Genomic DNA, 17156 nt, shown 5'->3' on the forward strand with positions numbered 1-17156 from the left:
CCAGGCTGTGGATGGCAGAAATGATTGATGTTATAAACCAATATTTTTTGTTGGTTTCAGTTGTTTCAGAATACTTTTTGGAATGGCATTCTTATGAACCAGGATCGCTGTTGATTTGTATTCAACATAAGGTCTTGTTACATAAATATATCCTGCAAAATCATTGGTTACTCCCCATGAATTTTTAACCATATAATATTCTTTACCGGTCTGGTCTTTTGCCAAACCTACGATGTGCATACCATGGTCATCTGTTGTTGAAAGATTGTTAAGCGCTTTCTGACGCATATCTTCAGTAATGGTCTTATCTTTTTTAGGTTCTGTAAATAAAGTTTGTTTATTTTCAGCATTGATTTGTTCAAGATCCATATCCGGTACATAAGCCACCCCGTTTTTGTAGGAGAAATAGGGTTCGGAAACGTCCGTTGCCCAACCTACAGAATATCCTTTATTTACAGCGTTGTCAATAATTGCCGTAAGATCTTTCATCGGAACATTCCAGTCAGAATCATGGCTCCAGTTATCAGGAATCGGAACTACAAATTTCTGAAAATACGGGTAATCTTTATAGGAAGATAATTCTACGTAATCTTCAGGATTGATTCCTACCACTTCTTTAGCAAATGTTTTTGGAGTATAGTTTTTTCCTTCATAAGTAAAGTTAGCAGGTACTTTTCCTAAATATTCATCAAGAATCGCATCTACAGAATCCATCCAGTTGTCAGTAAGTTTTCCTTTTGAAGAAGCCTGAACAAGACTGTCAAGAACCGGTTTCAGTTTCCCCTGCATTTCTTTGAAGTTATTCGTAGTCTGTCCGGCTTTTAATCCTGTATACACATCCTGAGGAACTGCGCCGTATTTCCTGTACATATTGATTACATCGTGAAGTTCTCCTCCGTCACCCCAGCTGATGGCCCCATTATTCAGAACATATAATTTCGCTTTATCATGGTACGAGTTTCTTGCTGTAAAAATTTCAGCAAGATCTACAGGTTTTTTGCCCATTCTCTGCATTTCTGATTCAAGGAAAGAGTTTCCTGAATAGCTCCAGCAGGTTCCTGATGAACCCTGATTCTTTACAGAGGTTGCACCCACGTCCTTTAACGTTGTGAACTGAAAATTAGCATTTTGTGATTGGTTGTTTTTTAACTTGTTGATTAAGTCATCTTGGGCAAACATCATACTTCCTGCAGACAAAACAAAAAGTAATGATGCCATTTTCGCATTTTTCATTACTATAAAAAGATTATTTATATTAAGAGTCGTTGATAATAGAGATTTGTTACAGGGGGAAAGGTTAAATTTGGAATGCAAAAAATATGATAAGGTAAATCGTAAAAAGATTATATACTAATTTGCAAATTGTCTTTTTGCTAAAAAAAGTGATAATGTTTCCAACCCTCACAAAAATTTCTGCATCTATACTCATATAACTCCTGACTATGGAACGAGAATTATTACTGGAATGTCAACGTAACGACCGCAATGCACAGCGGAAGGTTTATGAGAAAATGGCGGGCAGACTGTATTCGGTCTGCAGACGCTATCTGAAAAACGATGAAGATATAGAAGAAGTATTGGCAGATACGTTCTATAAAATCTTCACGAAAATTACCCAGCTTCATAATCCTGGTACTTTTGAGGCCTGGGCAAGAAAGATTGCCGTTAATGAATGTCTTCAGAAGCTAAGGACGGGTAAAGCTTTATTTATTTCATTAGAAGAAAACCTTATCCATCCCGCAGAAGGAACTGCTGAGAACATCTCTTTTGAAAAAGATATTCTTAATCTGCTGAATTTTCTCCCCGAAGGCTGCCGGGCAATATTCAATCTTTTTGCTATTGAGGGATATCCTCACAAGGAAATAGCAGCCATGCTTTCCATCAGTGAAGGGACCTCCAAATCCCAGCTCAGCTTTGCACGGAAAAAATTACAGGAACTTTTGGTAAATCAAAACATTTAAACTTTTACGACAATGGAAAATAATCATATTGATCAACAATTCAGTGAAGCTTCCAGGCTTTCAGATGAACCGACGGTTTTTCCGGGTTTTGAAAAAGTTTGGGAAAAGATCGAAGAGAAGCTGGATCAGAAAAAAGAAAAAAGGAGAATTGTCCCATTTTGGCTCCCTTATGGAGTAGCTGCCAGTCTTATGGTAGGTTCGGGAGCTTTTTATTTTCTGAATAAGGAAGAGACATTACAGAGTAATTCATCAATGTTAACAGGTAGTATTATTAAAGAAACTGTACCGGATAATCATATTGCCCAAATTGATCATATAACGAAAGAAAATATCCGGAAAGAGAAACAGAAAATAGAACCTGCGACAGAGAAGGTGGCTGTTAATACGAATAAAGTTTCTGTTACCTCTTCCGATATTCTGCAGCCTGTTGCGTTGCCGTTAAACAGGTCTTCGTCTCCGGAATTTAATCCGGTAATTAATGAGTATCAGATACAAACTGATAAAAACAGCTCTCAAGAAAATGATACCCATGAGCGCACACAGGAAATTGAAGAAGTTGTGATGACTGCATTTGGAATTAAAAAAACAGCATCTTCTGTTACGGGTGCTGCAACGATATCCGGTTCCGGAAATATGGCTTCTCAGTCTGTAGCTTCAGCATTACAGGGAAGTGTTGCCGGCATACAGATAACTCCTGCATCAGGAATAAGCGGCAAAAGAAGAAATGAAATTAAAAATACCTCAGACCATCTGAATAAAGGATACTTTAACCGGAATGAAGGGCAGGTGATAATCAGGGGTGTAGCCTCTGTAAGACCGGAAAATCAGCCATTGTACGTTATCAACGGAGAAGTGGTTCCGGATGGTGTTTTCAGGAGCCTCGATCCCGGTAACATTGAAGATGTGAAGGTATTAAAAGATACTTCAGCTGCCGCCATATATGGGAGCCGTGGAGCGAACGGAGTTATTGTAGTGAAGACCAAAAAGCTTTCAGGGAAGGAAAAGAGAAAAATGAAGCGGCTTCAGGAAGAAATCAGCAGGCAAAAGCAGGTTTTTCCTATATCCGATAATGAGAGCTATGATGCTTTTGTTGAAAACCCGTTTGAACTTACCAATAATCAGCCGTTATCCACCTTCTCCATTGATGTTGACAACGCTTCTTATTCAAATATCAGGAGGATGATCAATAACGGCCAGCCGGTGGATAAAAACGCGGTCCGTATTGAAGAAATGGTTAATTATTTCAAATATGATTATCCTCAGCCTCAAAACGGGGTTCCGTTTTCAATCAGTACCGAATACAATGAAGCTCCCTGGAATCCCGGTCATAAGTTATTAAAGATAGGTCTTCAGGGAAAAAATATTCCGACAGACCATCTTCCGGCATCCAATTTTATTTTCCTTATTGATGTCTCCGGTTCGATGGATGCCCCCAATAAACTGCCGTTACTGAAATCTTCATTCAGGGTGTTGCTGAATCAGATGAGGTCAAAGGATAAAGTGGGAATAGTAGTATATGCCGGAAGCGCAGGAATGGTTCTGCCGCCTACATCAGCAGGAGAGAAGGAAAAAATTATCCAGGCTCTGGACCGTCTTCAGGCAGGAGGAAGTACGGCTGGAGGGGCTGGAATTGAGCTGGCTTATAAGCTGGCACAGGAGCATTTTGTAAAAGCCGGAAATAACCGTGTCATTATTGCAACGGACGGGGATTTTAATGTAGGAATGTCTTCTGCATCAGACCTCAAAACTCTTATTGAAGAAAAAAGAAAATCAGGAGTTTTTCTTACCTGTTTGGGGTTCGGAATGGGAAATTATAAGGATAATACCCTGGAAACCCTTGCTGATAAAGGAAACGGAAACTATGCCTATATCGATAATCTGCAGGAAGCCAATAAATTTCTGGGGAAAGAGTTTACCGGAAGTATGTATACCATAGCCAAGGATGTGAAGATTCAGATTGAGTTTAATCCTGAATTTGTACAATCCTACCGGTTAATCGGTTATGAGAACAGAAAACTGGAAAATGAGGATTTTGTTAATGATAAAATAGATGCGGGAGAATTGGGCAGCGGGCATACCGTTACAGCCTTGTATGAAATTATTCCCGCAGGAACAAGATCAGAATTTCTTTCAAAAGATAGTGAACTTAAATATTCCCGGGTATTTTCCTCCAACCAGTCTGGTGATGAGCTGGCAACGGTAAAATTCAGATACAAGAAACCGGATGAAGATACGAGCCGGGAGCTCATTCACGTTGTTAAAAATGCTGATCAAAAGATTTCTTCAGCAAGCAGGGATTTTAAGTTTGCTTCTTCTGTAGCCTGGTTCGGCCTGGTTTTAAGGAATTCAAACCTGATTAAAGGAAAAGATTTACGTGTTATTGAAAATCTTGCCAAAGAAGGGAAAGGTAATGATGAAGATGGATACCGGTCTGAGTTTCTGCGGCTGATAGAAACGTATAAAACGGGTCAAAAATAATCTAAAAAAGAAATTTCTCCGGAAATTTCTTTTTTTTGCCCCTGCCGGAATTTTCAGCGTTTATAATAAGTTGTAATCTGATCGTAAACACGACAAGTTCTGTCGCTTTGAGGGATTATCTTTGCCTATGTTAATCAAAATATACCTGCCACATGATTTATGATGAATCATCAGATATAAAATAAAATAATTCTTTCCCCTGTGAACTGAAAATCTTATTTTTGTGGTATTATAATAACTGTGCCTAAATTAAACACTGACATGAAGAATTTTACTATGGAGCATTCTGCTCTTTTTATTTCGAATCCGGATATTGATCATCTCTTTGATATCCTTTCCCCAAAACTCACAAAACCATAAAAACTTGTACAATTTGTATGCAGGTTGTACAATATTATGATTTTTGCGGAAGAATTATATAAATGTGTATGTAAAATTACAAATGAAATACACATAAAAACCTATTTATTTCATTTTTAAATTTTTATTTTTCAAAAAAATTCAAATGCCTATGAAAAAAATTTATCTAGGTGCATTGACGTTATGCACAGCCCTGGGTATGTCAGCCCAGGAAACGATCTGGCAGAAAGACATTAAATCTTCCACGCAGGATTTTTTGAGCCAGGTGACCACGACCATTGACCAGCAGTATTTAATTACAGGAAGCAGCATTCAAAGCGATAAGCTTCAGGCTCCGGGAAGTAAGCAGAATAACGGCTATGACTTCCACCTGGTGAAACTAAACCAGCAGGGAGAACAAGTCTGGGAGAAATACTTCTCCGGCCAGAACCATGACTATTTATCTGCAACAGTAGCCACGCAGGATGGTGGATTCTTAATTTCAGGAACCTCCTATTCGGGGAAAGGCCTGGATAAGAAAGAAGCTTCCAAAGGTGGTTCAGATATCTGGCTGATCCGTTTGAATGAATTCGGGGATGAACTCTGGCAGAAGACCCTGGGCACATCTTCAGATGAAGAAGCCAGGGCAGTGATCCAGACTACTGACTTAGGCTTTTTTGTAGCAGGAAACGTACACAACTCCCCCAAAGGCTATGGTTCCAAAGATGCCTGGATCATCAGATTGGATAAAGATGGAAAAGAACTATCACAACTTATTTTAGGAGGAAAAGGCCTGGATGAGGTAGAGAAAATGATTCCCACGAAAGATGGAGGAGTCTTATTAGGAGTGTATTCCAGAAGCTCCGGGATCCGTGATTCAGAAGTAAGGAATCCGGCTGATCCATCTGCCCACCGGAACTTGTCCTCTGCAGCTTCTACAGCCATAAGCTATTTGCCAAAAGCCAGCAGCAACTTCGGTGAAGGGGATTACTGGATCATAAAGTTAGATAAGAACGGAAAGGTGGAATGGGAAAAGAACTATGGCGGAGCCGGAGATGACCACTTACGGACCCTTTCTCTGAAATCTGACGGATATATTATCGGTGGTGAATCAAGATCAGAGAGATCCGGCAACAAGACCACAGGAATAGAAGAAGGCACAGACTTATGGCTGGTTGCCCTTGATGAACGCGGCAATGAACAGTGGCAGAAATCTTACAATTTTAAAAACCGTGATATTCTGATGGGAATGAATGTTCTTCATTCAGCAGATGATAAAGGAACCAGGGGAATTCTTTTAGGAGGCTACACCCAGGCAGAAGGAAGAATAGAAACCGGGGATGAAACCTTCTGGATGCTGTACCTGGATGGCAATGGCAATGAACAGTGGAGAAAGCATGTGAAAGGGGAATCTAAAAAGAAGGAGGAAAGGCTTTCAGATCTGAGGCTGAACCGGGATGGCTCGATTATCCTTGCAGGAACCAGTGCAGAAGAGCTGGGGAAAGAGAACTGGAAGATTATAAAGCTTGGAGACAAACAGGTAGACCAGCTGATCGAGAAACATGACATCAAGATCTATCCGAACCCGGTATCTGACTATGCCTATGTGGAAATAGGTTTTGCCTTTAAAGATGCTCAAATTACAGTTTACGATATGAGCGGAAGACAGCTTCAAAGCCTCACAACAAAGAATTCTGTACCGAAGATCAATACCCAGGCTTTGGTACAGGGAGCTTACCTGGTGACAATAAAAACTAATGATAACAAAACAGCGAATGCTAAACTGATAAAAAAATAAAATATAAATGAAGAAATACAATTCTAGAGGAATACTTTTACCTGCACTTTTTGTTTTTGCAAACTATCAGTCGCAGATTACCACAATTGAAAAACAAATTCAAAATATTGCAACACCTGAGATTGCAAGCATCATGAAATATGCAGATTTTCCTGAATTAAACTATATCGGAAAAACAAACATTTCTGTTCCAATTTATGATATCAAATTTGGAAAATTAAATATACCTATTGGCCTTTCTTATAATACAAAAGGAAATAAAGTTGCTGATATTGCTACATCTGTAGGGTTAGGCTGGAACTTAAACGCCACAGGGAATTTGACTGTAAAGGTTAACGATATGAATGACCTAATTGAATCTTATAGTTACTACACCACAGCAACATTTGAACCAGAATTATCTTTAGCGTGGCATAGACAAAGTAAAGGATATTTAAATATTGAAAGTCCAGTAGTTGATAATCTATGTATCAATAATAGGATCTGGGAAAATGATGATATATATATAGATTCAACCCCTGATTTTTATTATGTTAATGCTCCTGGGTTAACTGATAAATTTTATTTTACAAGAATAAATGATACCACTTTGCGGGCACACTTTCTCGGTTCTAAAGCAAAACTTAATAATACCCCTAATCTAACAACAAAAACTTCTTGTAAATCTCTTGAAGGTTTTCTTGGATATGGAGGAAGTGCTACCGTTTTCTATCAGATAGATAAATTTGAAATCACAGGTGAAAATGGATATATTTATACTTACGATAAACCTGAATCGTCTATTATAAATGATTATGCATCAAACTATTATAGCCACAATTCACTTCAGGTTAATAATTGGAATTTAACCAAGATTAAAGATCCTTTTTCAGGAAAAGAAGTTATTTTTGAATATGAATATTATTCTAATCCCTACGAACATTTAACACTTAGAACAGACGGCTATTTAAATTTTGGAAATTATCCGGTTGCTAATAATTTTGAATTAGGAACACGTACTACGAATGATAATGCCAATATGCCAATTAATAGATTGACCGGTTCTGTTTTAATACCCACCAGACTTAAAAAAATTATAACCAGTGAGGTAGTTGTAGAACTTTTATATGGACATAGCAGACTTGATTATCCAGGAAATGCATTGACCAATATTCAGATTAAGAATAAAAATGCGAGTATCATTAAACAGGTAAATTTTAGCTATGACTATTTTGATTCGGCAAACTGCACTTCTGGAAACTATGAATGTAAGCGCCTTAAACTCAATTCCATAACAGATTCATCTTTAGGAACTTATAAGTTTTATTATGATAGCAATAATTTTCCTGCCAGGAACTCTTCCAAAGTTGATTTTTTAGGATATTATAATAATAATGATTCTGATATTGTGTTTTCAAAAACTAATTTCCATGAATTTGATAATTTTTATCCTGACACAAAAATTTATTTTTATCCAACACTCCAAACGGATCAGCTGCTTCCATTTCCATTAATACATACAGGAGCATATGCCACAACAAATGGTGTAGATAGATCAGCGAAGCCCCTTTCTAAGCTAGGACTATTAAAGAAACTAGTATATCCAGCTGGTGGTTCTTTAGAATTGAGTTATGAAAATGATGACTTTATATACGATGGAGAAAAACATATTCTTGGAAGCACAAGAGTTAATAATATGAGATTATTTGATTCTAATAATGTTTTGAAAAAAGAAATTAATTATAAATATATTAATGAAAATAACACTTCCTCTGGCGAAATTAACTTCGTAACAACTCCTTCAAACATAGGAAAAACAGAGATCGCTTCGGGAATAGGTTTTAATACAGGAGCAATTATAGGATATTCAAGGATAATTGAAGAAGAGGTAGGCAAAGGATATATAGAAAGAAAATATTCTAATTTTAGTAATTATCCAGATAAGTTTATGCAATCTGATTATCAATTCACTGATCAACCTACATTAAATTTCCTGAAATTTTTAAAATTTCCAAGTTCGTATGTTCAGTCATTTGATGATAGAAGAGGAAAATTAATATCTGAAAGCTTTTATAAAGAAGGAGTAACCCTTCCGATTAAAAGAAGTTCTTACGAATATGATTACCAGGTAAAAGATTCGTTAAAGGTACAGAAAACATTTACCAGTTATAACGGGAATTACTATTCAGGGACCTATAAAGCTTCCAATCATGTTGTTACCTATTTTAATAATCTTAAAAAGAAAACTGAAGAAAACTTTTTCTCATCCACTAGTATCAAATTGGAAAACTCATATAATTATGATGATGCGAGATTAAAATATAGAAAAACTATCTCAGCTGATGATATTACTGAAGAGTATTATAGAAATGCAAAAGATAAAAATATTCAAAAGTTGATTGATGCTAATATATTAGATAGACCTGTTGAAATTGAAAAAAAATACAATGGTAAAACTTTAGCTAAACAAGAAACAAAATATGACAACTCAGCTAATTTGCTTCCAACTTCTGAGTTATCTTATGATTTGAAAACTATGTTAATGAGAACGGATATGACTTACGACAGGTATGATTCAAAGGGAAATTTGCTACAATACACTGAAAAAAGCGGAATCCCAACAACTGTTATCTGGGGGTACAGGCAAAGTCAGCCAATCGCAAAAGTGGAAAATGCAAATTATTCTCAGGTTATGCAGGCATTTGGGTTGAACGGAGATGATAATAACGCTTATTTAAATCTAGAAATCGTAAAAAAATCTGATTTACATTTTGATTCCATAACAGAAGCCGATTTGATTTCAAAACTCAAAGAGTTCAGTAAAAAAATAGAATTGAAAGATTGTATTATTTCAACTTATACCCATGCCCCTTTAATTGGAGTAAAAAGTATAACCTCCGCATCGGGCCATAGAGAAAGTTATAAGTATGATTTAGCAAATAGACTTGAAAAAATAGAGGATAGCGAAAATAAGACAATTAAGGAATATAAATATAATTATGCTCCTGCTATTTTTTATAATAATGAAAGAAGACAGGTTTTTACAAGAACGAATTGTGGTCCAGGAACATTACCTGAACCAACAACTTATGTTGTTCCCATAGGTAAATATTCTTCTACAATAAGCCAGGCAGACGCTGATCAAAAAGCTCAGACTGATGTAAATACTAATGGACAAGCTTATGCGAATACCAATGGCGTTTGTACCCCATATGTTTGTACAATTACCCCTGCTTACAACGTTTCAATTTATTATTCATCATTTCAAGAAACATCAGCTAATCATATAAATGCAATATTAAGCCTTCCGGTTACTGATCCCAATTTAAATTGGTCTGGGGGAGTATTTATTGGAACACTCCAAAACTTATGTACACCGAATTCATACAAAAATATCAGTGCTTATTCAGAAGGAACTTCTGCTACAATATCAATAGCACCAAACGGTGGTGTTACAGTTTGGCTAAGTGGAGGTGGAAATAATGGTGGGTCGGTGACATTTAATTTTGAATATGATAAATAAAAAACAAATCATGAAAAAGATGTTTACTCTAATAAGTGTATTGTTTATATTGCTGTCTTATGCACAAACAATACCAAGTATTACAGAAAATTACATTTACAGTAAAACCTATTTATCAGATCCTACTCTTGTAAACCCCAGAGTATCTGAAACGGTTCAGTATTTTGACGGGTTGGGCAGGCCGAAACAGGTGGTGAATGTAAAAGCTTCCCCTCTGGGCAGGGATGTGGTCACCCACATCGAATATGACCCGTTTGGAAGACAGGTAAAGGATTATTTACCGGTTCCCCAGTCCGGTACCTTGAACGGGGCAATCGTTCCCAATCCATTGGCCAATGCCACCCAGTCTGCTTTGTACGGATCAGAGAAGATTTATGCAGAGAAGGATCTGGAAAACTCCCCGTTAGACCGTATCCAGCAGCAGATCCAGGTAGGAAATGCATGGAGCAGTAAGCCTGTGAAGTTTACCTATGAAACAAATGTTGCGAACGAGGTAAAAAAATTCATTGCTACCGCAGTATGGTCAAACAGTACAACAGCTTCCAGTATAAGCAGTACTGTTGGATATTATCCAGCCAGCCTGTTGTATAAGAATACAGTGACTGACGAAGACGGAAATAAAACGATAGAGTTTAAGAACGGGAAAGGCCAGGTTATCCTGGTACGGAAAGTACTGAGTGCTACTGAAAATGCAGATACCTATTATGTGTATAATGACTATGATCAGCTTGCTTTTGTAATCCCACCCAAAGCAGCCGCCGCTTCCGATATAAGTACAGTATTGGCCGGCTTGTGTTACTGGTACCGTTATGATGGGAAAGGAAGGCCTGTACTTAAGAAACTTCCCGGTAAAAGCTGGGAATATACCATCTATGATAAGGCAGATCGTGTGATCATGACGCAGGATGCTGTTATGGGAGCCTCCAAACAATGGCTTTTTACCAAGTATGATGCTTTTGGAAGAGTCGCTTATACCGGGATATATACATCCGCGCAGGCTTATGGCCCTGCAGGAAGAGAAGCAGAACAGAAGCTGGTAGATAACCTTGGCATCAACAAGGTAACCAGAACTTCATCAGTTGGTTTTACAGATGTCAGCGGAATGCAGGTTTATTATGATAATAATGCTGCTACCAGCTATCCCAGTACAGGCATTAAGGTTCTGAGTATCAATTATTATGATAGCTATCCTCCCGGTTCCCCTGCGGTGACCAATGTGTTTGCCCAGCCCCTTCTGACGGATGATCCTTCGCAGGACCACAGTACAAAAGGACTTCCTGTAGCTTCGTATGTCAAGAATATAGAAGATGACAACTGGACGAAGACGTATACCTGGTATGATACCAAAGGAAGGATGATTGGTTCAAGAAGTATTAACCATCTTGGAGGATATACCGTACTTAACCACAAGCTTGATTTTTCAGGCACGATTCTTCAGACCAATACCTATCATAAAAGGCTGGCTTCCGATACCCAAAGAAATATCGTTGAATATTTCACCTATGATGCTCAGAACAGATTGACCATGCACCGCCATAAGGTGGACAGCAATCCTGTTGAGATCTTAGCCCAGAATAAATACAATGAACTTTCCCAGCTGGAAAGTAAGAAAGTAGGAGGAGTGGTAGCCACATCACCTCTCCAGCAGATTGATTATAAATACAACATCCGGGGATGGATGACCAAGATTAATGATCCTGCAAACCTGAACGGAAAACTGTTTGGCTATGAGATCCGTTATCATAACCCGGTCAATCCAACGAATGCAGCTGGCAGATACAATGGGAATATTGCCGAGATCGACTGGAATAGTAGCTCAGATCCTCTTCTTAAGCGTTATAACTTTGAATATGATCCTTTAAACAGGTTAAAAAATGCCTTCTATAAAGAACCGGTAACCGGAAATAGCGGTAATTTTGATGAATACCTTACGTATGACCTGAACGGGAATATTACCAACCTTAAAAGGACAGCGGTACCTCCATTACAGTTAACCCCTAAACTGGTAGACAACCTGGATTACCAGCTGAGTGGAAACCGTTTGACTAAAATTACAGAAAACGCTCTGAATGATACAGGCTATGAAGGCGGAAATAACATTATTGATTACGATGCAAACGGGAATATGATCAATATGAAAGATAAAGGAATTGGGAGTATTACATACAATTACCTTAATTTACCATATAATTTTTCGATTACTGAGAAAGATATTATGGGAAATTATGTCAATATTGGACTGAGTTATTTGTATCGTGCAGATGGAGTAAAACTGAGAAAGACCTATACTACCGGAGGAGGAAAAGGCCAGTCCACCACAAATATTCTGACTGATTATTTAGATGGTTTCCAATACAGTTACAAGGAGGTATTATCACCTTGTGAATGGTGCAGGACCAGTGTTGCTTATGAACAGGAAGCTTATAAAGGTGCAGATTTACTGGATCCTGGAACCATAACCCCTTCCTGGAATCTTGATTTTGTACCAACTTCTGAAGGGTTTTACAGCTTTACAGAAAATCGTTATATTTACCAATATAAAGATCATTTAGGAAATGCAAGGGTAAACTATGCAAAAAACAGCGCAGGTGTTCTTGAAATTACAGACAGCAACAATTATTATCCTTTTGGATTGAACCATATTGGTGGAGGTAAAGGTTTATTAGGAGGTTACCGAAATTATAAGTACAACGGGAAAGAGCTACAAGAAACAGGAATGTATGATTATGGAGCAAGATTATATATGCCTGATATCGGAAGGTGGGGCGTTGTAGATCCTCTGGCTGAGCAAATGCGCCGTCATAGCTCTTACAATTATGCGTTCAATAATCCAATAAGGTTTATTGACCCTGATGGAAGACAAGGGACTGATTGGATAAGACAGGATGGAGTCTGGCGATATGATGAAAAAGTTACAACAGTAGAACAAGCTCAAAAAATAAAAGGAGTAGATGGTTTTGCGAAGAACGGGACAGTATTTGCCAATGTAAGTGTAGATGGGGGAACTCCCTCTGCTTATGCACAGCTAAATGAAGGAGGTTCTATAACAAAGCTCGGAGCGGATGATCTTGCCTCTATGAATGTAGCTTTGAATTTACTTCCAATGTCTATGGGAGGAACTTCGACAACCTGGACTCAAGAGACATTCCAGATTTTTACTGGTGGGGCTAATGAAACGGATCCCAATACTATGAATAAGGTTTTACCTGGAGACAAGCTTGAAACAAACAATATGTTTGAGTATATATTGAATGGGTTTAATAGATCTAGAACTCCTAAAGGAGAAGATGGACTTTATCAATTTGGTATTGATATGCAAGGAATTGGAAATCCTTTTAATTTCAAGAGTAATGATAGTACTGCTTTAGTGGAGCAAATCTCAGATTCTCCATTTTCTTACTCAAGAGATACAATAAAAAAAGTACCTACTCAAACGAAAACCAATGATAGTATTATGTTTAATAATGCTGTTAAAAATGTTAATGATCAAAAGTTAAAAAACTATTATAATAGAATAAATTTTCTTGGCAAAAAATGGTAGTAAAAAATAATAAAAGAACAGCGAAAAATTTTTTTTTGCTTTTAATTATCTTTTTATTTTTTTCATGTAAAAAAAATGATAAAAAGTTTAGTAAACAAGTCAATATTCAGGATATTACTAATGAAGATAATTATGCAATTAGTAGTAAAAAAGAAAATGATTCAATAATTCTAATTAGTGGTGAGAGTAATCAATATACTTTGCAAGGCTATAAGAATGTTAAAAATAATGAAAAAATCGGATGGTGGAAAGTTAAGGATAAAACTAATGATTTTTTGTATGAGATTGAGTTTTTGTCTGTAAATATGGAAAAGGAAAATCAGATTAAATTTTATGAAAAAGGTAAATTGATAAATCGATTTAGTCAATATTATGATGTTATTTATAAGAATAATGGATATGAATTTAAATTTTATTTTCCAAAGTATAAAGATGAAAAAACCAGAGTGGAATTTAATTATATGACGAAAAATAATAATACTATTGAAGATAAAAGGATTGATTGTAAAACCGAAAATGGTTATTACATATGTTTTATTCCTGGGAAAAAAAAAGAAAAATCAATTGCTGGAGTTGCAACATTTTTTTCCGAAAGTGAAAATAAAAAAGAAACAACTTTTTCATCTGTAAGTATGTTTGTTAATAATTAAAGTTCCCTTGCAGGCATTGCTCTCACACGATATGAATCAGTCGATGTTAAAACAATACAACAGCAAAAAAATCAAAGGAGTTATTAGTGTTGGTTTTCTTTTCTTATTAATGTTTTGTAACAAGAAAGAAACGGATAGAGAAAATATTTCTGTACCTCAATCCGTAAAGTATATAGGAGGAAATGAAGGTGTAAGATTATCCGAAGAAAAGCAAAAGAAGGCTTTTGGTGAATGGAAACTTACGAACGTAATTTTTTTCGATGACAATAAAAAAACAGAAACAAAAATAAAAATTGATAAAAATGTTACTGTTAATGAACAAGGTGTTTTCGATGTAGAAAATAAATCAATTGCTAATAAGCACAATACTGTAGGAACCTATGAGTTTAAAAATTTGGACACTCTTAATACTGTCTATTATATTTTCAGTATTGATGATAAAAGAATGATGATGCAGACTTCAAACTTATTCAGGGTTGTTAATGGAAAAATGACAAAGCAGCGAGCAAGAATAAACCTATTTTTTGTGAAAGAATAAATAGAAAACTCCCCGCTGTGCAAAGTTGGGAGATTTTGCGCAGATTAAAATAAAACCCGCCGTTTCTTCGGTGGGTTTTGTGTTTTATACTGTAGCTACATTTTTCCAAAAAGACAGCTTTAGAACCTAGGAAATAATCCAGAGACACTTCCTGAGTTGTAAACAGAACTCCAACTGAGAAATGTTTGTAACTTTGAACTGATTAAAAAAAACTTGCCATTCTGATTGGAAATGTGAATTTAGATCTACTTTTAGCAGAAGTTTACAGCCCTAACATTAAACAAGGAGGAGTAGTTACTTCCTGGATTAATGTAATTACAGATTATCAAGGAAATTTAATAACAACATATCCAGTAGCACCATGAGCCATATTGTATTAAGAAAATGGGAAGAATTAAAGAAAAATGTAGAGCAAAGAAAAAATAAATTTAAATGAAAAGCTTTATATACATTCTTGAACATATTTATACAGACAAATCACATACAAATTGTAAGCTTTTAGGTTTTTTTGATGATTTAAGAGAATTAGAGAGAATTAAAAATATAGCATCAAAATTTTCTGGATTCAAAGATTATCCTAATGGTTTTACAATTATAAAGAATGAATTAAATAAAGTACATTGGAGTGTAGGATTTCATACTGTAGTGGGCGAAATAGGAAGAGATTATTTACCTGAAGAAGATTTAATTGATGATACTTATATCGTCCAAAATTTAAAATTTATCTTTAGTATTAGCCATATATATACTGTGGATTCTTCCACGGATGATGAAAGAATTATAGGTGTTTTCTCAAATTTAGCCATGGCTGAACAAGTTGTTGAACAATTAAAAGAGCAACCGGGATTTAAAGATTATCCAGAAAATTTTATTATAGATGAAATAGAATTAAATCAGCTTTTATGGTCTTCTGGATTTTAAAAGATTAGCTCACTGCACAGAGTCTGATTAGTTTTAAAGTTTTGGATTATATTCTCTATGAGAAAAGTAATGTTCTTTATTGGATGAATTCTATGAAATCCAACTTCTTCGATGAAGGGTTAGGCATGGAATTAATAAAACTGGGTATGGAAAATGGAAGAAACTATTAAAACTAACTAAGGAGGAGGAAGAACACCAGAAGCTCATATCCCAAAAACAGAATTTGATCAAACCAAAATGGCACCTTTTGAATAAAAATAATATTATGTATAACCTTTTTCTTATGAAGAAAGCTATGATGATAATATGATTCTCAATGATCCTAATTGGAGAAACATAGTATTATTTGCTAAAAGTCTGCCTTTAATCACTATCAAAACTTCAGAATAGTATAATTCCCGAGCTCCCCATGCTGGCGCGATCGTCTCGCTCGTGCCGGTAGATAAAATAAACCCATCGCAATTGCAATGGGTTTTGTGTTATATAATATTCTGTTTTGTATTAGAAAATAGGACTAACGCGCTGCAATATTTTTAAGTTTTACAGTTTAATAAAGTTGTCGAGAACGGGCAGGATATGTATTTTATCTTCATTGGGCATATTTTCCAGTTCGGATAATCTGAAAATCGTTATATTTAACTCAACAGAGTTAACTCATTTTAATAATATTGATTAACATATCAAAAATAGTTCCCTATCCGTGCTTTCGTTAGGATTTTATTTTTCTAAATGCAATTTTCACTGATTTATCAAGATCAGAATAGTACTTCTCTTTTTGTTTTGTTAATTTGTTTTCAAGTTCATAGCAATTCTTAATTACTGACAAAACAGAATTCAATGTCTGTAACTTAAACAATGAATAAAAGTCAACTTCCAGTGCTTGGCAGACTTTAATGAGAAGCTCCCAATTAGTACTATTTTCATATCTTTCTATTCTTCCAATGGTTGTACTGTTAGAACCTATTAGCAGTCCTAGTTCTTCCTGAGATAACTTTTTTTTAAGTCTTTCCAATCTGATTACACAACCAATCTGTAGGCCTAAAGCATGAATTTCTTCATTACTATATTCTTTCATATAGTAAAATTTGAAATATTAAATAATATTATTCGATACAAATTTGTATCGAATAAATGTTTTTTTACTATATTTGCAAAATAAGCTACAATAAAGTAGCTTTGCGATACTTCAACGAATAATAGAAGCTATTGCTTAGAATCTCGTATCAGAAAACTGGTAATTTTTAGCACACGGGAAAATAGGCAGAAAGCTCACGACCTAGGCGTGAGTTCTCTTATCTGTGTGCACGGTATACCAGTACCTCTGATGCAGATATTGTAGAGTCTCATGCCGTTTTTATTTTCATGCTGTCCCGTTTTCTACAACTATTTTCTAAGCCGCTTTACACATAAAGTATCATGATACTTACA

10 protein-coding genes are annotated in these 17156 nt (G+C 35.9%); 8 read left to right on the forward strand and 2 right to left on the reverse strand.

The features are described from left to right. Positions 1-30: 30 nt before the first annotated feature. Positions 31-1233 carry a C1 family peptidase gene (locus DRF59_RS07050; protein WP_115958151.1) on the reverse strand — a complete coding sequence of 401 codons (1203 nt, stop codon included), beginning with the start codon at positions 1231-1233 and terminating at the stop codon, positions 31-33. A gap of 209 nt (positions 1234-1442) precedes the next feature. On the opposite strand from DRF59_RS07050, the gene DRF59_RS07055 reads away from it, so the two are divergent. From DRF59_RS07055 to DRF59_RS07090, 8 genes are all read left to right on the forward strand, one after another. After that, positions 1443-1961, forward strand: coding sequence for an RNA polymerase sigma factor (locus DRF59_RS07055; RefSeq protein ID WP_115958153.1), 519 nt, complete (start codon positions 1443-1445; stop codon positions 1959-1961). Positions 1962-1973: 12 nt separating this feature from the next. Then, positions 1974-4439, forward strand: a complete 2466-nt coding sequence (locus tag DRF59_RS07060) for a vWA domain-containing protein (protein ID WP_115958155.1) — start codon at positions 1974-1976, stop codon at positions 4437-4439. A 511-nt stretch (positions 4440-4950) separates the two neighbouring features. Then, on the forward strand, positions 4951-6576 hold the full coding sequence (locus DRF59_RS07065) for a T9SS type A sorting domain-containing protein (protein WP_115958217.1): 1626 nt from the start codon (positions 4951-4953) through the stop codon (positions 6574-6576). 7 nt (positions 6577-6583) lie between these two features. Then, positions 6584-10078, forward strand: a complete 3495-nt coding sequence (locus tag DRF59_RS07070; protein ID WP_115958157.1) for a DUF5977 domain-containing protein — start codon at positions 6584-6586, stop codon at positions 10076-10078. A 10-nt stretch (positions 10079-10088) separates the two neighbouring features. Beyond that, complete coding sequence (locus DRF59_RS07075) at positions 10089-13619, forward strand: DUF6443 domain-containing protein (protein WP_115958219.1); 3531 nt, start codon at positions 10089-10091, stop codon at positions 13617-13619. After that, positions 13613-14269, forward strand: coding sequence for a hypothetical protein (locus tag DRF59_RS07080; RefSeq protein WP_115958159.1), 657 nt, complete (start codon positions 13613-13615; stop codon positions 14267-14269). Before DRF59_RS07075 ends, DRF59_RS07080 begins: the two co-directional genes overlap by 7 nt. A gap of 43 nt (positions 14270-14312) precedes the next feature. Further along, the gene (locus tag DRF59_RS07085) at positions 14313-14807 is read left to right on the forward strand and encodes a hypothetical protein (RefSeq protein ID WP_115958161.1); all 495 of its coding nucleotides are present in this window, start codon (positions 14313-14315) and stop codon (positions 14805-14807) included. Positions 14808-15239: 432 nt separating this feature from the next. Next, complete coding sequence (locus DRF59_RS07090; protein WP_115958163.1) at positions 15240-15728, forward strand: DUF7336 domain-containing protein; 489 nt, start codon at positions 15240-15242, stop codon at positions 15726-15728. Between the two features lie 709 nt (positions 15729-16437). Here DRF59_RS07090 and DRF59_RS07095 read toward each other — a convergent pair. After that, positions 16438-16803: a helix-turn-helix transcriptional regulator gene (locus DRF59_RS07095; protein ID WP_115958165.1), complete on the reverse strand. Its 366-nt coding sequence runs from the start codon at positions 16801-16803 to the stop codon at positions 16438-16440. Between the last annotated feature and the right edge of the window lie 353 nt (positions 16804-17156).

Source organism: Chryseobacterium flavum, assembly GCF_003385595.1.
Lineage (GTDB): Bacteria > Bacteroidota > Bacteroidia > Flavobacteriales > Weeksellaceae > Chryseobacterium > Chryseobacterium flavum.

Coding starts and splice junctions, on each gene's coding strand:
- DRF59_RS07050 (WP_115958151.1), bottom strand. CDS start 1,233: ATGAAAAATGCGAAAATGGCATCATTACTTTTTGTTTTGTCTGCAGGA.
- DRF59_RS07055 (WP_115958153.1), top strand. CDS start 1,443: ATGGAACGAGAATTATTACTGGAATGTCAACGTAACGACCGCAATGCA.
- DRF59_RS07060 (WP_115958155.1), top strand. CDS start 1,974: ATGGAAAATAATCATATTGATCAACAATTCAGTGAAGCTTCCAGGCTT.
- DRF59_RS07065 (WP_115958217.1), top strand. CDS start 4,951: ATGAAAAAAATTTATCTAGGTGCATTGACGTTATGCACAGCCCTGGGT.
- DRF59_RS07070 (WP_115958157.1), top strand. CDS start 6,584: ATGAAGAAATACAATTCTAGAGGAATACTTTTACCTGCACTTTTTGTT.
- DRF59_RS07075 (WP_115958219.1), top strand. CDS start 10,089: ATGAAAAAGATGTTTACTCTAATAAGTGTATTGTTTATATTGCTGTCT.
- DRF59_RS07080 (WP_115958159.1), top strand. CDS start 13,613: ATGGTAGTAAAAAATAATAAAAGAACAGCGAAAAATTTTTTTTTGCTT.
- DRF59_RS07085 (WP_115958161.1), top strand. CDS start 14,313: ATGTTAAAACAATACAACAGCAAAAAAATCAAAGGAGTTATTAGTGTT.
- DRF59_RS07090 (WP_115958163.1), top strand. CDS start 15,240: ATGAAAAGCTTTATATACATTCTTGAACATATTTATACAGACAAATCA.
- DRF59_RS07095 (WP_115958165.1), bottom strand. CDS start 16,803: ATGAAAGAATATAGTAATGAAGAAATTCATGCTTTAGGCCTACAGATT.